The organism is Cellulomonas soli (assembly GCF_013409305.1).
Lineage (GTDB): Bacteria > Actinomycetota > Actinomycetes > Actinomycetales > Cellulomonadaceae > Cellulomonas > Cellulomonas soli.
The window spans coordinates 1327116-1346953 of record NZ_JACBZJ010000001.1; the positions used below are offsets into that span (position 1 = coordinate 1327116).

The 19838-nt window shown below is 73.5% G+C and carries 14 protein-coding genes; 5 read left to right on the forward strand and 9 right to left on the reverse strand.

What is annotated here, in order from left to right:
- Window positions 1-47: 47 nt before the first annotated feature.
- Together BKA22_RS06135 and serS are read right to left on the reverse strand one after the other, a co-directional pair.
- A complete protein-coding gene (locus BKA22_RS06135) occupies window positions 48-845 on the reverse strand; it encodes an HAD family hydrolase (RefSeq protein ID WP_146952650.1) in 798 nt (265 codons plus the stop codon).
- The gene (gene serS / locus BKA22_RS06140; protein ID WP_146952651.1) at window positions 842-2134 is read right to left on the reverse strand and encodes a serine--tRNA ligase; all 1293 of its coding nucleotides are present in this window, start codon (window positions 2132-2134) and stop codon (window positions 842-844) included. Before serS ends, BKA22_RS06135 begins: the two co-directional genes overlap by 4 nt.
- A 186-nt stretch (window positions 2135-2320) precedes the next feature.
- On the opposite strand from serS, the gene BKA22_RS06145 reads away from it, so the two are divergent.
- The gene (locus tag BKA22_RS06145) at window positions 2321-3484 is read left to right on the forward strand and encodes a diacylglycerol/lipid kinase family protein (RefSeq protein ID WP_146952652.1); all 1164 of its coding nucleotides are present in this window, start codon (window positions 2321-2323) and stop codon (window positions 3482-3484) included.
- Between the two features lie 6 nt (window positions 3485-3490).
- Here BKA22_RS06145 and pheA read toward each other — a convergent pair whose 3' ends face one another.
- A complete protein-coding gene (gene pheA / locus BKA22_RS06150; protein WP_146952653.1) occupies window positions 3491-4450 on the reverse strand; it encodes a prephenate dehydratase in 960 nt (319 codons plus the stop codon).
- Window positions 4451-4675: 225 nt separating this feature from the next.
- Here pheA and BKA22_RS06155 point away from each other — a divergent pair, with 225 nt between their 5' ends.
- Window positions 4676-7054: a hypothetical protein gene (locus BKA22_RS06155; protein ID WP_146952654.1), complete on the forward strand. Its 2379-nt coding sequence runs from the start codon at window positions 4676-4678 to the stop codon at window positions 7052-7054.
- 19 nt (window positions 7055-7073) lie between these two features.
- Here the strand turns inward: BKA22_RS06155 and BKA22_RS06160 are convergent, their stop codons facing one another.
- Entirely contained in the window at window positions 7074-7889 is an 816-nt protein-coding gene (locus BKA22_RS06160; protein ID WP_223203544.1) for a glycosyltransferase family 2 protein, read from the reverse strand.
- A 266-nt stretch (window positions 7890-8155) separates the two neighbouring features.
- Window positions 8156-8980, reverse strand: coding sequence for a DUF5926 family protein (locus tag BKA22_RS06165; protein ID WP_146952655.1), 825 nt, complete (start codon window positions 8978-8980; stop codon window positions 8156-8158).
- Between the two features lie 88 nt (window positions 8981-9068).
- On the opposite strand from BKA22_RS06165, the gene pgm reads away from it, so the two are divergent.
- Window positions 9069-10739: a phosphoglucomutase (alpha-D-glucose-1,6-bisphosphate-dependent) gene (pgm, locus tag BKA22_RS06170; protein WP_146952656.1), complete on the forward strand. Its 1671-nt coding sequence runs from the start codon at window positions 9069-9071 to the stop codon at window positions 10737-10739.
- A 111-nt stretch (window positions 10740-10850) separates the two neighbouring features.
- On the opposite strand, the gene BKA22_RS06175 is transcribed toward pgm, so the two are convergent.
- The 3 genes from BKA22_RS06175 to BKA22_RS06185 all read right to left on the reverse strand — a co-directional run bounded on the left by BKA22_RS06175 (window position 10851) and on the right by BKA22_RS06185 (window position 15579).
- Window positions 10851-12248 (reverse strand): UDP-glucose dehydrogenase family protein, encoded by a 1398-nt coding sequence (locus BKA22_RS06175; protein ID WP_146952689.1) that lies wholly within the window; start codon window positions 12246-12248, stop codon window positions 10851-10853.
- Between the two features lie 219 nt (window positions 12249-12467).
- Complete coding sequence (locus BKA22_RS20110; protein ID WP_146952690.1) at window positions 12468-13988, reverse strand: glycoside hydrolase family 26 protein; 1521 nt, start codon at window positions 13986-13988, stop codon at window positions 12468-12470.
- Window positions 13981-15579: a glycosyltransferase family 2 protein gene (locus BKA22_RS06185; RefSeq protein ID WP_146952691.1), complete on the reverse strand. Its 1599-nt coding sequence runs from the start codon at window positions 15577-15579 to the stop codon at window positions 13981-13983. Before BKA22_RS06185 ends, BKA22_RS20110 begins: the two co-directional genes overlap by 8 nt.
- 568 nt (window positions 15580-16147) lie before the next feature.
- Between BKA22_RS06185 and BKA22_RS06190 the strand changes: the two genes are divergently transcribed.
- Together BKA22_RS06190 and BKA22_RS06195 are read left to right on the forward strand one after the other, a co-directional pair.
- On the forward strand, window positions 16148-17440 hold the full coding sequence (locus tag BKA22_RS06190) for an MFS transporter (RefSeq protein ID WP_146952692.1): 1293 nt from the start codon (window positions 16148-16150) through the stop codon (window positions 17438-17440).
- Window positions 17441-17449: 9 nt separating this feature from the next.
- On the forward strand, window positions 17450-18484 hold the full coding sequence (locus BKA22_RS06195) for a phosphotransferase family protein (protein ID WP_146952693.1): 1035 nt from the start codon (window positions 17450-17452) through the stop codon (window positions 18482-18484).
- 30 nt (window positions 18485-18514) lie between these two features.
- Here BKA22_RS06195 and BKA22_RS06200 read toward each other — a convergent pair whose 3' ends face one another.
- On the reverse strand, window positions 18515-19798 hold the full coding sequence (locus tag BKA22_RS06200; protein ID WP_146952694.1) for an MFS transporter: 1284 nt from the start codon (window positions 19796-19798) through the stop codon (window positions 18515-18517).
- Between the last annotated feature and the right edge of the window lie 40 nt (window positions 19799-19838).

A 19838-nucleotide genomic window follows, 5' to 3' on the forward strand; every position in this document is an offset into this window, starting at 1 on the left:
GGGACGGTCCACCTGGGCGTACGTCCAGGTGGTCGGCCGGACGCCCGTCAGGCCAGCAGGCTCCGCAGGACGTCGAGCGCACCGTCGTCGTCGATCGTGCCCGTGACCTCGTCCGCGACCGCCCGCACCGCATCCGACGCGTGGCCCATCGCGACGCCGCGCGCCGCCCACTGGAGCATCTCGCGGTCGTTGCCGCCGTCGCCGATGGCCGCGGTCGCGAACGGCTCGACACCCAGGCGCTGGCGGATCTCCTCCAGCGCGGAGGCCTTCGAGACGCCACCCGGCGTGAGGTCCAGCCAGGCCGACCAGCCGACCGCGTACGTGACCTCGTGCAGCCCGACGCGCTCGACGAGCTCGTGGAACTCCTCCGGCGTGCTCTGCGGGCTGCGGATCACCACGCGCGTCGCCGACGTCTGCGTCAGCTCCTCGAACGGCACCCGCTTGTGCTCGCCCTGCAGCTCGCCGACCGGGAAGTCGCCCGAGACGAGGAACCCGAAGCCGACGTCCTCGACCGCGTACAACGCGTCGGGCAGCTCGAGAGCGATCGTGCGCAGCGCCGGGCCCGGGTCGAACGTGATGATCTTCGCGATCTCGTAGCCGTCGTCCAGGTCGGGGTCGAGCCGGGCGGTCACGGCGCCGTTCGAGCAGACCACCCAGCCGTCCGTCAGACCCAGGTCGTGCGCCACGGGCACCACCGAGATGACCGAGCGCCCGGTCGCGAGCACCACGTGCACCCCGGCCTCGCACAGACCGGCGACCGCCTCACGGACGCCGTCGGAGATCACGCCGTCGTACGACATCAGCGTGCCGTCGACGTCGAGCGCGACCAGCCGGGCCCGGCTCATCGGGCGGCCCTCACCGGTTCGAGGACCTCGAGACCACCCAGGTACGGGCGCAGGCCCTCGGGCACGCGCACCGAGCCGTCGGGCAGCTGGTGGTTCTCCAGGATCGCCACGAGCCAGCGCGTCGTGGCGAGCGTGCCGTTGAGGGTCGCGACCGCGCGCAGCGACCCGTCCGCGGTGCGCTCGCGCACCCCGAGGCGGCGGGCCTGGAACGTCGTGCAGTTCGAGGTGGAGGTCAGCTCGAGGTAGCGCTGCTGGCTGGGCAGCCACGCCTCGCAGTCGAACTTGCGGGCGGCGCTCGACCCCAGGTCGCCCGCCGCCGTGTCGATCACGCGGTACGGGAGGTCGACCAGCGCGAGCATGTCCTTCTCCCAGCCGAGGATCCGCTGGTGCTCGGCCGCGGCGTCCTCGACGGTCGTGTAGCTGAACGCCTCGACCTTGTGGAACTGGTGCACACGGATGATGCCGCGCGTGTCCTTGCCGTACGAACCCGCCTCACGGCGGTAGCAGGCGCTCCAGCCGGCGTACCGCTTCGGACCCGCCGACAGGTCGAGGATCTCGCCCGAGTGGTAGCCCGCGAGCGCGACCTCGCTCGTGCCGACCAGGTACAGGTCGTCGGCCTCGAGCCGGTAGATCTCGTCGGCGTGCGCGCCGAGGAACCCGGTGCCGGCCATGATCTCCGGCTTGACCAGCGTCGGGGTGATGACCGGCGTGAACCCCGCCGCGAGCGCCTTGTCGACCGCCGCGTTCAGCAGCGCCAGCTCCAGGCGCGCACCGATGCCCGTCAGGTAGTAGAACCGCGCACCCGACACCTTGGCGCCGCGCTCGGTGTCGATGGCGGCCAGGCCCTCGCCGAGGTCGAGGTGGTCGCGCACCGTGAAGTCGGGCCCGTACTCGGCCGCGAAGTCGCGCGGCGTGCCCACGTGCTCGAGCACGACGAAGTCGTTCTCGCCGCCGGTCGGCACGCCCGGCTCGATGACGTTGCCGATGCGGCGCGCCAGCTCGGTCGCCGTCTTCTCGGCCGCCTCCGCGTCGGTCTGCAACGCCTTGACCCGCTCGGCAAGGTGCTTGCCGTGCGCGAGCAGCCGCTGCTTCTCCTCGCCCTGCGCGGACGCCACGAGCTTGCCGTGGGACTTCTGCTCGGCCCGCAGGTTCTCGTACCCGGTCAGCGCGGAACGTCGGCGCGCATCCGCGTCGAGCACCTCGTCGACGAGATGGGGCGAGTCACCACGCGCGACCTGGCTGGCACGCACGACGTCGGGGTCCTCCCGCAGGAGTCGCAGATCGATCACGGGCCGAGCCTATCGACCCGCCCCCGCGCGCACCCCGCCGCCCCACCGGGGTGACGTGAGGTCGACGCCGACCTGACGCGAGGTGGGCGCGGGGGCGACGTCACGGTGACGCGGACCACGAGGTCAGCGGCCCACCGACCGGGCGTCAGGCAGGTAGGAACAGGCGAACCGACGTAGATTGCGGGCATGTCGTGGGTCGGGTGGGTCGCCGTGGCCGCGGTCGCGGTGGCCCTCGCAGCCCTCACGGTCGCGGCGGTGCTGTGGCGCCAGGGCCAGGAGCTGCGCGCCCGGCTCGGACGGACCGCGGCTGGCGACGAGGCCTCCGGCGACCACCCGGCACGGGACCCGCACCACCGTGGCCCGCTCGTCGCCGTCGTGGCCAACCCGACCAAGCCCGACGTCGCGGGGCTGCGCATCGCCGTCCGCCGCGAGTGCGCGCACCAGCACCTGCCCGAGCCCCTCTGGTACGAGACCACGGCCGAGGAGCCCGGCACCGCGCAGGCGCGCGAGGCGCTCGAGAAGGGCGCCGACATCGTCATCGCCGCGGGCGGCGACGGAACCGTGCGCGCCGTCGCCGAGGCCCTCGTCGGCACCGGGGTGCCCATGGGGCTGCTGCCGCTCGGCACCGGGAACCTGCTCGCCCGCAACCTCGACCTGCCGCTCTCCGACCAGCAGGCCGCGCTGCACGTCGCGCTCACGGGCGTCGACCGCACGATCGACGTCGGCTGGCTGCGCGTCCTGCGGCACGGCGCCACCGGTGACGGCACGCCTGCGGACGACGGCCGCGCCGGGGCCGACGAGCACGGCACGCCGCGCACCGACGACCACCTGTTCCTCGTGATCGCCGGCCTGGGCTTCGACGCGGCGATGGTCGCCGACACCGACGAGCAGCTCAAGGCCAAGGTCGGCTGGATCGCCTACTTCGTCGCCGGCATCAAGCACCTGCACGGACGCCGCACCCGGGTGCACGTGCGCATCGACGACGAGATCGGCACGACCACCCGGCTTCGCAGCCTGCTCATCGGCAACTGCGGCCGACTGCCCGGCGGCCTCACCCTGCTGCCCGACGCGGTCGTCGACGACGGGTGGCTCGACCTCGCGGCGATCGACACCCGCGCGGGCGTCGCCGGGTGGGCGCAGCTGTTCGGCGAGGTCGTCCTGCAGGGCGTCGGCGTGCGCAACGAGCTGCCCGCCAAGATCGGCCGCATCGACCACACCCGTGCCCGCTCGGTGCGCGTCGTCGTGCCCGCGGGCGAGCACGTGCAGGTCGACGGCGAGGTCATCGGCCAGGTCAGGGAGCTGAGCGCCTGGGTCGACCCCGGGGCGCTCGTCGTGCGCGTCCCCGGCTGACCCCCGTCAGGTCGCCGCACCCTCGCGGACCGAGCGCAGCCACACACGGGCGTGCACGAACTCGGAGTCCGAGGTGCCCACGTGCACGACCGGCGGCACGCCGTCCGCCTTCGGGTACGAGCCCAGGAACCGCACGTACGGGCACCGTCGGTGCAGGCCCATGATCGCCTCGCCCACGCGCTCCTCGGCGATGTGCCCGTCGGCGTCGATCGAGAACGAGTACCGGCCGAGCGCGTCGCCGATGGGCCGGGACTCGATCCGTGACAGGTTCACGCCGCGCACCGCGAACTGCTCGAGCATCGACAGCAGCGCACCGGCCTCGTTGTCGGGCAGGTGCACGACCAGCGTCGTCTTGTCCGCACCCGTCGGGGCCGGCACGTCACCCGGGTGCCCCACGACGACGAACCGGGTCAGCGCGTGCGCGTTGTCGGCGATGTCGGGGGCGAGCACCGTCAGCCTGTACGGTTCGACGGCCGCGGGCGGCACCAGCGCGGCGTCGAAGCCCAGGGGTGCGTCCACGGCGGTCCGTGCGGCGATCAGCGCGGCCGGTGCCGTGTTCGACGTCGCGGGCACGTGCACCACGTCGGGCAGGTGCGCGGACAGCCAGCGCCGGCACTGCACCCATGCGTGCGGGTGCGCCGCGATCCGTCGCACGTCCTCCAGGCGCACGCCCGGGGCCGCGGCCAGCGTGAACTGCACCGGGACGAGCACCTCGCGCAGCAGGACGAGCGGGGCGCCGACCGCCAACGAGTCGAGCGTCGCGGTGACACCGCCCTCGACCGTGCTCTCGATCGCGACGACCGCGAAGTCGGCCGTGCCCGACCGCACCGCCTCGATGGCCGAGACCACGTCGGGCTGCGGCAGGTACACGGCGTCCTGCGGTGCGACGACCTGACGCAGCGCGGCCTCGGTGAACGTGCCGGCCGGGCCGAGGTAGGCGTAGCGGGGTGCGGTCGGCGTGGACATCGGCCCTCCTGGTCCTGGATGCCGCGACCTGGCACCGGACGACGTGCAGGTCCCGTGCGCGGGCGGTGGACACCCGAGGCGGACCCGGGCGGGCCCGCCGGGTCGAGGGTAGTGCGACCGTAGGCTTGGCCGGTGCCCGTCCCCTCCCTGCCGGCTGCTCACGCAGCCCCCCGCCCGGCTGCCCACCCGGCCTCACGCGCCGTGCGCACCGCCAGGAGCGCGCCGGTGCTCGCTCTGCTCGTGCTCGCACTCGGCCTGGGGCTCTCGGTCGCGTCGGCCGCACCGGCGACAGCGACGACAGGGTCGACGGGCACGACCCGGACGAGCACCGGCGTCCTCGCGACCGACGACGCCGCCACGGCAGGGGACTCGGCGACCACGCCGCTGGTCCTCGTCGGCATGACGGGGGTCCGCTGGGACGACGTCACGACCCTGACCACCCCCGCGCTGTGGTCGCTGTCCCGGTCGGCGTCGATCGGGCTCGTCGCCGCCCGCAGCGTGACGACGCGCTCCTGCCCCGCCGACGGCTGGCTCGGCGTCTCCGCGGGCGCGCGCGCCGCCGACGTGGTCGTCGCCGACGGCTCGTGCCGCACGCTGCGCGAGCCGATCACCGAGCCGGCCCGGCCCGTGCCCGGCTGGGAGGACTACACGGCGGCGGTCGACGCGCAGTCCTACGGTGCGCGGCTCGGCCTCCTCGGCGAGGCCCTGCAGGCCGGCGGCGCCCAGGTCACGGGCATCGGGCCGGGCGCGGCCATCGCCCTGTCCGACAGCGACGGGTACCCGGTGGGCACGTACGTGCACCGGCCGTCGGGCACGTCGTCCCTCACCCAGGCGGTGCGCGAGGCGTTGCGCACGTCCGACCTCGTCGTCGTCGACGCCGGCTCGGTCCGCGACGCCGGGCAGGCCACCGTGGGACGGACGTCCGACGCCGCCGACGGTGCGCTCACCGAGCAGGAGCAGGCCGAGCTGGTCGCCGGGGCGGACGACCCGAGCAGCACCGAGGCCTTCGTCGAGCCGACGCGCGCCCAGCAGACGCAGGTCGTCGACACCCGGGTCGGTGCTGTGCTCGACGCCGCCGAACGTGCCGGCGCCACCGTGCTGGTCGTGTCGATCGCCGACTCGGGGCGTGCCCAGCTGCAGCTCGCGGCGGCCGTCGGCACGGGGTCGGACACACCCGAGCTCGCCTTCGGCGAGAGCCTGCTGACCTCGGGATCGACCCGCCAGCCGGGTCTCGTGCAGGCCGTCGACGTGACCCCGACCGTGCTCGAGGCGCTCGGGCTCGACGACTCGATGGCGGCCCTCTCCGGGGCGCCGATCAGTGCGACGCCGGGTCCCGCCGCGGCGTCGGCCCGCGTCGACCACCTGCTGGACGTCGCCCGCAAGGCGCTGCTCATCACCCGCGTGAGCGCCCCCTTCTCGGCGCAGCTCGTGCTCGTGCAGGCCGCCCTGTTCGTCGCGGCCGCGATCATCCTGACCCGCACCGGCCGTTCGGACCGGGCACCGCTGCGTCCCGCGCTGCGCGTGCTGCGGGTCGCCGCGCTCGCCCTCGCGGCCGCACCGGTCGCCTCGTTCCTCACCGGGCTCGTGCCGTGGTGGCGGTCCGCGACCCCGTCGACCGCCTTCTGGTGGGTCACCATCGGCTGGGTCGTCGCCATCACCGTGCTCGCGCTCGCCGGTCCGTGGCGCCGACGGCCGCTCGGGCCCGCCGGTGTCGTCGCCGCCGTCACGGTCCTCGTGCTCGTGGTCGACGCGTGCACCGGTTCGACGCTCGTCATCGACTCGCCCATGGGCGCCCACCGGATCCTCGCCGCCCGGTTCTACGGCATGAGCAACCAGGCGTTCGCCCTGCTCACGGCCGGGGGGCTGCTGCTCGCGGTCGTCATCGCCGACGAGCTGCTGCGGCGCGGCCGGCGGACCGCGGCCGTGTGGTCGGTCGCGGCGCTCGGCCTGCTGCTCGTCGTCGTCGACGGCATGCCGGGGCTCGGCAGCGACTTCGGCGGGCCTCCCCCGCTGATCCTCGCGTTCTCGCTGCTCACGATCCAGGTCTCCGGCCGCAAGGTCCGCTGGCGCACGATCGCGATCATCTGCCTCGCCGGCGCGCTGGCCGTCGGCGGGATCGCCGGGCTCGACTGGCTGCGACCGGCGTCGGAGCGCACGCACCTGGGCCGGTTCTTCGCGACCGTGCTCGACGGCGGGCTGTGGGACGTCGTCTACCGCAAGCTCGAGGTCAACCTGCGGGTGCTGACGTCGTGGCGGTACCTGGTGCTCGCGATCGGTGGTGTCGCGCTCACGGCTCTGGTCGTCACGGGTCCGCACCCGCGGCGCGGGGACCTGCTCGGCAAGGGCAGCCCCATGGCGGGCCTGCGCACCGCGGTGCCGCTGCTCAAGCCGGCCGTGGCGGCCATCGGGCTCGCGCTCACCGTCGGGTTCCTCATCAACGACTCGGGCATCGTGGTGCCCGCGACCGGGATCGCCCTGGCCGTGCCGTGCCTGGTCGCGGCGGCCGCCCAGTGGCGGCTGGGTGCACCGGACGGGCAGGTCGTGGACCCGGAGGGCGAGGCCGTGGCAGGGCCCCCGGGACAGGCTGCGCCGGCGACCGTCTGAGGGCCGACCGGGCCCGTCGTCAGCGGTGCGTCTGCGGCGGACGCGTCGAGGGGACGACCGTCTGGCGCACGGCCGTCGTGACGCGACGCACCCGGCGGGCGTTCACCGCGAGCATGACGTCGCGGTACTGCGCGGCCCGGTGGATCTGACCCTTGAGGTCCGAGCCGGAGGGCCGGTGCCGCAGGTCGCACGGCACCTCGACGACACGGAAGCCGCGCCGGAGCAGGTCGATCGTCATACCCGTCTCGACACCCCAGCCGCGCGCCAGCGGCGTGGCCGCCTCGAACGCCTCGCGCGTGAGGCACCGCATGCCGGACAGCGGCTGGGTCGGCGTCCAGCCGGTGAGCGACGCGATCGCCCGACGGGCGGCGCCCACGACGATGCCCCGGCCGCCCGCTCCGGGCTGCGGGGGCAGCAGCGCGATGGCCAGGTCCGTCTCGCCCTCGACGACCGGCGGGACGAGCGGTGCGGTGTTGACCGCGGTGTCGGCGAGGTCGCCGTCGATGAACAGCAGGATCCGGGGGGCGCGGTCCGGGGCGTCGCGCATCGCGACGACGGCGGCGCCCGTCTCCATCGCGGCAGCCTTGCCGCGGTTGTGCGAGTGCCGCACGACCACCGCACCGGCGTCGCGGGCGACGTGCTGGGTGTTGTCCTCCGAGCCGTCGTCGACGACGAGCACGAGGTCCACGTGCGGGATCGCACGGGCGGACCGGACGGTCGCGGCGATCCGGCGGGACTCGTCCTTGGCCGGGATGATGACGGCGACGCGCTGCCGGGCCCGCGCGGAGCGCTGGACGGCGGCCGACGGCTCGGCGGCCCCTGCCGGGCTCGCCACGGGGTCGACAGCGGGTTCGACGACGGCGTCGCCCCGGTCGGCCGGTGCGTCTGCCGAGAGTTCGGACGTCTCCGCGGACCGGTGCTCGCGCTTCACCACGTCAGCCTATCGGCGCTCCGGGTGGGGCGGCCGCACGCGTGCCTCGCCGCGGGCTGCCGGGACACAGGTCGGCAGCCCGTCGGCGGGGCAGGTGCAGGGCAGGTGCGGGGCGGGTGCAGAGCAGGCGCAGGGCGGGTATGCCGCCGGTGCGGAGCCGGCGCCGCGGCTCAGCGCAGCGTGACCTGCCGGGCGACGAGCCCGGCGCGGGCACGGCGCGCGTTCGCGTCGAGCGGCGTCGTGTCCGCGAGCGCCGCGGCGAACTTGGGGACGAACGCGGCCAGGGGCGCCTCGACCTCGGCGGCCTCCGTCCCGCGGGTCAGCTCCCACACCGGGACGACGAGACCGGACGAGCGGAAGTACCCGACGAACTTGGCGTCGTCGAACCCGGACTCGCGGGCCGCGTGCAGGCGGGCGAGGCCGTCCAGGACGACCTGCTCCTCGTGCGGCTGCGACCAGCGCAGGAACTCGCGGTCGCCCATGCGGCACCAGTAGGCGGAGTCGGCGGCGGTGAGCTTGACCGTGTCGATGATGCCCGCGTCGGCGTCCTCGATCGCGGCGGTGAGGTCCGCGGTGCGCTCGGTGTCGGGGGCGAGCCAGTACGCGAACGACTCCTGCAGCGTGACCTCGAACGGCACCGACAGGTCGAGGACGTCCTGCAGGCGCGGACCGGGGGTCGGCAGGCCGATCGACTCGATCGCGGTGCCGGCCTCGACGTCGAGCGCCTCGAGCAGCGCGGTCGCCAGGTCGCGCGACGCGTCGCCCGAACCGCCGGGGACCTGCAGCGCGAGCAGGATCACGCCGTCGGCGCGGTGCAGCGCACGCCAGCCGGTGGGCAGCACCGTCGTGACCAGGACGTCCTTGGCGCCGTACTCGGCGGTCGTGCGTGCCGTCGCCGTGGCGGCGGGGACGACCTCCTTGAGCGCGACCCAGTCGGGCTCACCGGGCAGGCCCTCGAACGGACGCAGCACGAACGCGGGGGTGTTCTTGACCATGCGGGAAGGCTACCGGCCACCGGGGCACCGGGCCGCGTAGGACCCCTGGGGGTGCCCAGCGGGCGGCGGGTGAGAGAGGATCGGGGGCATGGATCCGCGCGCCGGTACACCCGCCCAGCCGTCCGACCTCATCGACGTGGACGCCCTCCTCGGCGCGTACTACGACCGGGAGCCCGATCTGGCCGATCCGGCGCAGCGCGTCGTGTTCGGCACGAGCGGCCACCGCGGCTCGGCGTTCGACGGCGCGTTCAACGAGGCGCACATCGTCGCGATCACCGCGGCGATCGTGGAGTACCGCCGCGGCCAGGGCACCGACGGACCGCTGTTCATCGGACGGGACACGCACGGCCTGTCCGACCCGGCGTTCCGCACCGCGCTCGAGGTGCTGGCCGCCGCCGGGGTCGAGGTGCACATCGACGCGCGCGACTCGTGGACGCCGACGCCGGCCGTCTCGCACGCGATCCTGCGGCACAACGGTGCGGGCACGTCCGAGGGCGTGCGGACGCAGGGGCCCGGTCTGGCCGACGGCATCGTGGTCACCCCGTCGCACAACCCCCCGCGGGACGGCGGCTTCAAGTACAACGCGCCGCACGGCGGCCCGGCCGACTCCGACGCCACGAACTGGATCGCGGACCGCGCGAACGAGATCCTGCGCACCGGATGGCGCGCGGTCGCCCGGGTGAGCGTCGAGAAGGCGCTGGCGGCCGACACCACGCTCCGGCACGACTACCTGACCTCGTACGTCGACGACCTGGCGAACGTGCTGGACCTCGACGCGATCCGGTCCGCCGGGGTGCGGATCGGCGCCGACCCGCTCGGCGGCGCGTCCGTGGAGTACTGGGGCGAGATCGGCGAGCGGTACGGCCTGGACCTGACGGTCGTGAACCCGCGCACCGACCCGCGCTGGTCGTTCATGACCCTGGACTGGGACGGCAAGATCCGCATGGACTGCTCCTCGCCGTCGGCCATGGCCTCGCTGGTCGAGCGCATGCGGGGGGACGCGCCGTTCGACATCGCCACGGGCAACGACGCGGACTCCGACCGGCACGGCATCGTCACGCCCGACGGCGGGCTGATGAACCCGAACCACTACCTGGCCGTCGCGATCGACTACCTGTACGGCGGCGCACGCCCGGGCTGGCCGGCCGGCACGGCGATCGGCAAGACGCTCGTGTCGTCCTCGCTGGTCGACCGGGTGGCGGCGCGCCTGGGCCGGACGCTGCTCGAGGTGCCCGTCGGCTTCAAGTGGTTCGTGCCGGGGCTCGTCGACGGATCGGTCGGCTTCGGTGGCGAGGAGTCGGCGGGCGCGTCGTTCCTGCGCACCGACGGCACCGTGTGGACCACCGACAAGGACGGCCTGCTGCTCGCCCTGCTCGCCTCGGAGATCCTGGCGAAGACCGGCAAGTCGCCCTCGCAGCGGCACCAGGAGCTCGTCGGCGAGTTCGGGCAGTCCTGGTACGCGCGGGTCGACGCCGCGGCGACCCGGGAGCAGAAGGCGACGCTGGCCGCCCTCTCCCCCGAGCAGGTGACCGCCACGACCCTGGCCGGCGAGGAGATCACCGCCCGGCTGACCGCGGCGCCGGGCAACGGCGCGAAGATCGGCGGCCTGAAGGTCACCACCGAGAACGCCTGGTTCGCCGCGCGCCCGTCGGGCACCGAGGACGTCTACAAGATCTACGCCGAGTCGTTCGTGTCGGCCGAGCACCTCACCCAGGTGCAGGAGGCCGCGAAGGCGCTGGTGGACGACACGCTGGCCTGACCTGCACCGCCCGCACGCGGGCCCGCAGCCGGCTCGCAGCACGACGAAGGCCGCCGCCCCCGGGAGATCGGGAGCGGCGGCCTTCGTCGTGCGCGGCGGGTGCCTGTCGCGTCAGGCGGCCCGGCCGAGCGTGCGGGTCGTCCAGCCCGCGGCACGCCAGGCGTCGGTGTCGAGCTTGCCGCGCGCGTCGATGAGCCGGGGCGTGCGGGTGCGCTCGGCGAGCTGCGTCGGGTCGGCCCGCAGGAACTCCTCCCACTCCGTCAGCAGCAGCACGACGTCGGTCCCCTCGACGGCCTCCTCGGCGCTCGTCGCGTAGGTCAGCGAAGGGAACGTGGCGCGGGCGGTGTCGCCGGCCTGCGGGTCGTACACGGTGACCTGCGCGCCGCGCAGATGCAGGGCCGCGGCGACGTTCAGGGCCGGCGAGTCGCGCACGTCGTCGGTGTGCGGCTTGAACGCGGCACCGAGGACGCCGATGCGCCGGTTGAGCACGGAGCCGCCGCACGCCTCGACGGCGTGGTCGACGACCGCCGCGCGCTGGCCCATGTTGATCTCGTCGACCTGCTGCATGAGCGCGACGGCCCGGTGCGCGCCGAGCTCACCGGCGCGGTGCATGAGGGCGCGGATGTCCTTGGGCAGGCAGCCGCCGCCGAAGCCGAGTCCGGCGTCGAGGAACTGGCGGCCGATCCGCACGTCGTGGCCGATGGCGTCGGCGAGCACCGTGACGTCGGCGCCGGCGGCCTCGCAGACCTGGGCGATCGCGTTGACGAACGAGATCTTCGTGGCGAGGAACGCGTTGGCGGACACCTTGACCAGCTCGGCGGTCGGCAGGTCGGTGACGACGAACGGCGAACCCTCGGCGATCGGCTGCGCGTAGACGGTGCGCAGCAGGGCCTCGGCGGCCGGGGATGCGCCGCCGACCACGACCCGGTCGGGGTGCAGGGTGTCGTCGACGGCCTTGCCCTCGCGCAGGAACTCGGGGTTCCAGACGAGCTCGGCCGCGACGCCGGGGGCGACCTCGCGGGCGACGATCTCACGCAGACGGGCGGCGGTGCCGACGGGCACGGTCGACTTGCCGACGATGACGCCGTCGTGGGTCATCGCGCGGGCCACGGCCGTGGTGGCGGCCTCGACGAACCGCAGGTCGGCCGCGTGGCTCGTCTTCATCTGCGGGGTGCCGACGCAGACGAAGTGCACCTCGGCGTTCGCCACGGCGGTGGCCGCGTCGGTGGTGAAGCGCAGCCGGCCGGTGGCGAGCGTGGCCTCGAGCAGCTCGGGCAGCCCGGGCTCGTAGAACGGCACCTTGCCGGCGGCGAGCGCCTCGACCTTGGCCAGGTCGGTGTCGACGCCGGTGACGTCGAAGCCGAGCTGGGCCATGGCCACGGCGTGCGTGGCACCCAGGTAGCCGGTGCCGAAGACCGTGATGCGCGGCAGGCGGTCGGCGGGCGCGGCGTCGGCGGCCGACAGCTCGGGGGCGTCGGTGAGGTCGGTGAGGTCGTCGTAGGTGCTCATCACGGCTCCTGGTGGTCGAGGGTGCGGGGCTGGTCGGCAGTCTGTTCGGCAGTCTGTTCGGCAGGACGGGAGGGCTCTGCCGGCAGGGTGGGTACGGCCGCGAGGCCGGGGGCGGCGGACCGCGACGGGTCCTCCGGGCGCAAGGTGGTCCGGCGGACGGTGATGTGGTGTCCCTGGACCCGGATCACGGAGGTCCGCAGCTCGGTCGGGGCGGTCATCTCAGAACCCGGCGGCCGGGTCGCTGATCCCGTCGACGAACGCGGCGAGCGTGTTCGGCCGCGAGACGATCCGCCAGTCGTTGGTCACGAGCTCGCCCTGGCTGACGGTCGTGACGGTCAGGTTGAACCAGGCGAAGCCGATGATGTCGCCGTTCTCCGGCCGGGCGAACGCGTCGAAGAGGTCCGTGACCCACGCGGGCTTGTTCCCGCCGGTCTCCGAGGCCCCGATCTCCGCGAGGATGATCGGCTTGTCGGTGATCGTCCGCAGCTGGTCGAGCGTGCGGCCGTAGGTGTAGTCGAACGTCGGCGTCTGGTCGTCCTTGTACGGCGGGCGGTAGTAGCCGGACAGCCCGACCCAGTCCACGTACGCGTCGCCCGGGTAGAGGCTCTGCGTGTAGGCGAGCGTCTGGTTGGCGGCGGGCAGGTTGTTGACGATGTTCGGCGCCCAGACCCAGATGACGTACTGGTTCGCGCCGGCGGCCTCGAAGATGTCGTGCACGTGACGCCACATGGACACGTAGTCGCCGGGGCTGTTCCCGTTGACGGACGCCCCGCCGGAGCCCTGCTCGTTCCAGGGGTACCAGGCGGCGTTCATCTCGTGGTCGAGGCGGATCGCGACCGGCAGGCCGAGCGTCGCGACGTCGGAGGCGTACCGGCGCAGGTAGTCGTCGTACGTGCCGGAGTTGATGACGGGCAGCGAGTAGGCCGGGTCGACGATCTGGTCGTTGGCGGCGGCCATGGGGCGCGACTCCCAGGTGAGCATGGGCAGCAGGCCCTTGCTCCACGAGCGGGTCACGGCGTCGGTGCGGAAGTCGCTGTCCCAGCCCTGGAAGTAGCCGGCGATGGTCGGCGTCGAGCCGACCTGGGTGGCGACGTCGTCGAACTCCGACCAGCTGAACGGCGACTGGGTCGTGTAGAGCCCGAACTGGCGCGTCGTGGGGTGGAGCAGTGCGTCACGCGCGGGCGCTGTGGGCTTGGTCGCGGGTGCGGGTGTCGTGGGCTGGTTCGCCGCGGTCTGGGCTGCCCGGGCGCTCGCCTCGGCGGCGTCACGCTCGGCCTGCTCGGCACGGGCGGTCGCGGCCTCGGCCTGGCCCTTCGCGACGGCGGCGGCCTTCTCCGCGGTGGCCTTCGCCCGGCCGCGCGCGGCGGCGGCCTGCTGGTCGGCGGCTGCCTTGTCAGCGGCTGCGGCCTCGGCGGCTGCCTTGTCGGCGTCGGCCTTCGCCTTGCCGGAGGCGGTTCCGGCGGCGCGTTCGGCCGCTGCCTTGGCCTGCGAGTCCTGCAGGTCGGACAGCTCGGACTCGCGGGCGGCGAGCGAGTTGCGCAGGGCCTCGTTCTCCGCGGCGAGCCTCTGCTCCTCGGAGCTGACCTGGGCCTGCGTCGGGGGTTCGGCGTTGGACGGGGACATCCAGACGGCTCCGGCCACGAGGGACAGGGCGAGGGCGACGGCGACGGCTCCGGCGCGGGCGCGGCGGACCGCACCCTCGGCGTGCCACCACTTGGTGGTCGTGGTCGTCTCAGACATAGAGCAGTGCCTCCGCTGCGAGGATCAGGACCGCGACGACGTAGGGGATCGCCGCGTAGGGGTTGAGCCGGCGTCGCGCGGGCCGCGTCGGGGCGGCCTGGGCGGTGCGGCGGGTGCGCTCGTCGGTCTGCTGACGCTCGCGGGTCTGCACGGTGCCGTCGGCGGTGCCGTCCGGGGCTCCGCCGGCACCGACGGTGCCGGCGGGGTCGACGCCGGTGGGCATCCAGGTCATGCCGGCCCGCGCGCCGGCCACCGGCACGCCGTTCGGGGGCGTGCGGTCGACGACGTCCCGGGGGGGCTGGTCGACGGTCTGCTCGAGCTCGGCCATCAGGTCGCCCTGGTCGCCACCGGCGTAGGCACCGGCGCGGGTCCCCCAGCCGGAGGCGTGCGCCATGCGGACGAACCCGAGCAGACGGACCGGCATGAGGAAGAACGTGGAGACGATGATGAAGACGGGCAACCGGAAGAAGTCCGAGGGCTTCTCGTGCAGGTGGCGGATCTGCCGGATCGCCATCGACAGCACGGACGAGGCGATCATGAGGCCGATCACCCAGACCCAGCCGCGCAGGCCGGTGTAGCTGGTGAGGATCGCCTCGTAGAGGTTCACGCCGGTGTGCGTGATCGACCGGTAGATCCAGCCGCCGACGGCGCCGACCAGCAGGAACGGAAGCAGGATGTCGGTGAGGAAGAAGATCGACAGCACGGGGGCGTGCCCGAGCATCCAGGGCAGCATCCGCAGGGTGTTGTACTGGCTTCCGCGTGCCCAGCGCAGCTGCTGCTTGAAGAGCTTCTTCACCTGCAGCGGGGCGTCGGTGTAGACGAGGCTCGTGTACTGGTAGACGGTCCGGTAACCGGCCTTGAGCGTGAGGTTGGTGAGCGTCCGGTCGTCGGAGACCTCGAGGAACACCCCCAGGAAGCGCTCGTTCATGAAGTTGTCCATGACGCGCATGAGGATGTTGCGGCGGAACGCGATGGTGCGTCCGGGCAGGCAGCCGATCTGGCCGAGGGTGGACTGGGCGGGCATCGAGTAGAGCGCCCGGGAGTTCTCCAGCCAGTCGGCCCAGCGGGTGATCCAGGAGCGCTCGGGCTCGAGGATGCGCTGCCGGGTGGTGACGCCGCCGACGTTGGGGTCGGCGAACGGCTTGATGAGCTCGGGCAGGGTGCCCTCGGTCCAGATGGTGTCGGAGTCGACGAGCACGGTGATGTCGCCGCGGGACATCTCGGTGCCGATCTTCACGGCGTTGCGCTTGCCGGGGATCGGCGTGTGCACCCAGCGCACGAGGGGGGCGAACTCGTCGCTGACCTGCTCGAGCGCGGGGTTGGGCTTGCCGTTGATGACGACGATGACCTCGTCGGGCTGCTGCTCGACGATGCGCTGGAGCACGTCGCGGAACAGGTCGAGCGGCTCGTCGACGACCGGGATGACGACGGACGTCGAGGTCGCGTACGGCTCGGTGAACGGCTTGTACCGACGGGACAGGACGACCTTGAGGATCCACAGGACCCAGACCAGCGCCGAGAACACCGCGAAGAGGTAGACCTCGCTCTGGCCCTCGAGCATGTGGCGCATCTGCAGGACGAACACGAACATGGGGCACTCCTGGCTGCAGCGGACGGGGGGACGACGCTGACCGGCTCCGTCGGCAGTGCAGCGAGGGTGCGGGACGGGTCCCGCGCCTTCCGTCACCCGGAGTCATGAGTCCTGGTGACCGTTGTTCCACCCGCAATTTCTGCACGGGTGCTGCGTCATAGGTTGCACCCCGTCGAGGGGTGCTCGTAAACCCCGAGGTCCTAGGCGCCCCTCCCCGGGGAATGTGGTCGATTGTCCGACTCGTGGTGCACAAAACAGGACATGTCGATCAATGATCCAGGTCAGCGGAATGCGATTCCGGCACCCCTGAACAGTCACGGGTCGGGTGAAGCCTGGTGAAAACTCATGAAGACTCGTGTCCACCATGTGGGCATCTCAGGATCTCCTGACCCACCCTTGACCATGCACGGTGTGATCCGCGCCACATCGATGGCCAGACGCTGACTTCCGACCCCTCCCGATCTGTCCTCGATGCCCGAATTGGTCGTGTGAGCGATCACGCACCCGGGCCTCCCATGACCCACCCACGAGGAACCCGCGTGCAGGCGCCGGGTGCGAGACTGAGCGCATGCTCCAGCCCTACCGCGACGTCCTGTCGCGCCCCGGAGCACTCGCCTTCTCCAGCAGCGGCACCCTCGCCCGGCTCCCCATGTCGATGATCGGCATCGGGATCGTGCTCATGGTCTCCGCGCTCTACGACTCCTACGGGCTCGCCGGCCGGGTGTCCGCGGTCTACGTGACCGCGCAGGCGCTGTGCTCCCCGCAGATCGCCCGGCTCGTCGACCGGTTCGGGCAGGCGCGCGTCATGCGCCCCGCCGTTGCCGTCTCTGCGACCGGCACCGTGACGCTCGTGATCCTCGCGTCGACGCACGCCCCCGAGGCCGCGCTGTACGTCGCCGCCGTCGTCACCGGCGGGGCCATCGGCTCGTTCGGCTCGCTCGTGCGCGCCCGGTGGAGCCGCGTGCTCGGCCGCGACCCGCGCCGGCTGCACACCGCGTACTCGCTCGAGTCGGCGCTCGACGAGCTCGTGTTCATCGTCGGCCCCGTCCTCGCGACCGTGCTGGCCACGAGCGTCAACCCCGTCGCCGGGCTCGTCGTGCCCCTCGTCGGCATGATCGGCGGCGGGTACTGGTTCCTCTCGCTGCGGGCCTCCGAACCCCCGGTCGCACCGCACGACGCACCCCGCCCGCGCGGCTCGGTGTTGCGCAACCCCGGCATGATCGTGCTGGCCGTCGTGTTCGTCGCGATGGGCTCGATCTTCGGTGCCACCGACGTCTCCACCGTCGCGTTCGCCGAGGAGGAGGGCAACAAGGGCGTCGCGGGCGTCATCCTCGCCGTCTTCGCGCTCGGCTCGATGCTCTCCGGCCTCGCCTACGGCGCCCGCCACTGGGTACGCCCGCTGTGGCAGCGGTTCGCGATCGGCATGATCGGCCTGGCGGTCGGCGCCTCGCTCTTCGTCGCCGTGGACTCGCTGCCCGCTCTCGCCGCCGTCATGTTCGTCACCGGCATCGCGATCGCCCCCACCCTGGTCAACGGCAACGGGCTCGTGCAGGACCTCGTCCCGCCCGAGCGGCTCACCGAGGGGCTGACCTGGGTCGGCACGTCGCTCGGCGTCGGAGTGTCCGTCGGCTCGTCGATCGCCGGCGCGCAGATCGACGCGCACGGCTCGCGGTCCGGGTTCCTCGTCGTGGTCGTCTCCGCGGTGTGCGCCGTGCTGGCGACCTTCGTCGCGCTGCGGACCCTGCGTCCCCGGACGCCCTCGCCCGCCCTCCCGACGCCACGACCGGGGGACGAGGGACCCGCGACGCCGCAGGTCAGCGCGGCCGCAGGTCCCGCACCGGACGACCTCGCGCACGAGTAGCCTCACCGGGTGGCCACCGTCGACCTCTCCGCCCTGGACCCCGCGACCGACCCGCTGCCCGTGCTGCGCACGCTCGTCGCACCGCTCGGCGAGGCCGTCGCCGCCGAACGGCTGACCGGCGGGATGTTCGCCACGACCTTCCGGGTGACCCTCGCCGACGGCGAGCGCGTGATCGTCAAGACCGCCCCGACGACCACCGACCGGCTGCTCAGCTACGAGGCCGACCTCATCCGTACCGAGGCGCTCGTGTACGACCTGGCCGCCGACCGGCCCGACCTGCTCATGCCGCGCGTGCTGCTCACCGACTTCACGCGCGAGGTCGTCGCCTCCGACGTGGTCGTCGCCAGCCACCTGACGGGCACCCCGCTGCTCGCCGCCGAGTTCGGCCCGATCGACCAGGACCCCCGGCACGCCCGCACCCAGCGCGAGCTCGGTGCGCTCATGGCCCGCCTGCACACCGTGACCGGCGACCGGTTCGGGTACCCCAACGCGGCCACCGGGCTGCAGGGCGACACCTGGGCGCAGGCGTTCGGGCGGATCGTCGAGCAGCTGCTGGCCGACGCCGCGCAGTGGGGCACGGCCGTGCCGGCCGACGAGGTGCGGGCCGAGCTCGCCCGTTGCGCGGACGCGCTCGCCCAGGTCGAGCGGCCCATCCTCGTGCACACCGACCTCTGGGCCGGGAACCTGTTCGTCGACGTCACCACCGGCGAGCTGCTCGGCGTGATCGACACCGAACGCGCCTTCTGGGGCGACCCGGTCTTCGAGCTCAGCGGCGCCGACCAGATGGGTCGCGGACCCGTCCCGGCCGAGCTCCTCGCCGGGTACGCGCAGGTCACGACACCGTTCGACCTCGACGACCCGCTCGTCGCCGCCCGCCTGCTGCTCTACCGGATGTTCTACAGCCTGCTGCTCGTCGTCGAGATCGCACCCCGCGGCTACGTCGGCGACTGGCTCGCGCAGCACCGGGCGATCGCCGAGGGCAACCTGCGGTGGGCGCTCGACGAGCTCGCGGCGCTCGACCTGCCGACGCCTGCGGCGCGCTGACCCCGGCGCGCGACCCCGCCCGGGCGCCCGTCAGGGCTGCGGGTGGTGCGCGTCGTAGTCGAGGAACGTGCGCTGCGCGCGGACCAGGAACCAGAGCAGCACCACGCACGCCGTGCCGCCGAGCACCGCGGCCCACGCCTCGCCGACCCGGGTCGACACGCCGCCGAGCATCAGCTCGCCGAGGCGCGGACCGCCCGCCACGACCACGATGAACACGCCCTGCAGCCGCCCGCGCATGTGGTCCGGGGTGGCCGTCTGCAGGATCGTCTGCCGGAACACCGCGCTGATCGTGTCCGCCGCACCCGCGACCGCGAGCATGAGCGCGGCGGCCAGCAGGGCCCACCACACGACGTGGTCCGGTGACGTGCGGCCGACGCTCACCAGCACCCAGCCGAACCCCGCGACGGCCAGGCCCCACGCGGTGATCGCCCCGACGATGATCCGCCCCTGCCAGCGCACGGCCGCCAGACCGCCCGAGAACAGCCCGGCCACGATCCCGCCGACCGCGACCGACGCCGTCATCAGGCCCGTCGTCGTCTCCTGCCCACCCAGGTAGAGCACGCCGACCGCGGGGAACAGCACGCGCGGCATCGACGTGATCATCGCGACGAGGTCGACCAGGAACGTCATGCGCACGTTCGGCCGCGTGCCCAGGTACCGCAGGCCGTCGAGCACCGAGCCGAGACCGACGCGCGCGCGACGGTCGGCCGACGGCTCGGGCGGCACGGGAGGCAGCCGCACGAGCGCGGCCAGCGCGAACGTGAACAGCAGCGCGTCGAGCGTGTACACCGCCGCGTAGTCGAGCACGGCGACCAGGCCCGCGCCGAGCAGCGGACCGACGGTCATCGCCGTGTTCCCGCCGAGCGTCTGCAGCGCGTTCGCGGCGGGCATCAGCCGCGGGTCGAGCAGGCGCGGGATGATCGCCGACCGTGCCGGGCTGTTGACCGCGGCGGCGGCCGACTGCAGGGCCACCAGCGCGTACAGCACCTCGACCCGCTCGTTGCCCGCCCACGCCTGCGCGGCGAGCGCCATCGTCACCAACCACGCGAGCGTCGAGGCGACCAGGGCCACCGTCCGCCGGTCCGCGTGGTCGACCAGCGCGCCGCCGTACAGGCCGAAGACGACGAGCGGTACGAGCGCGCACAGGCCGAGGATGCCGACGGCGAACGTCGAGGACGTGAGCGCGTACACCTGCAGGCCGACCGCGACGACCGTGAGCTGCGCACCGAGCTGGCCGACCGAGAGCCCGAGCCACAACCGCCGGAAGGGCGGGCTGACGCGCAGGGGTGTGGTGTCGACGAGCAGGGAGGGCACCGCGCGAGCCTAGTTCGGACGCCGGTCCCCTCCGGCAGGC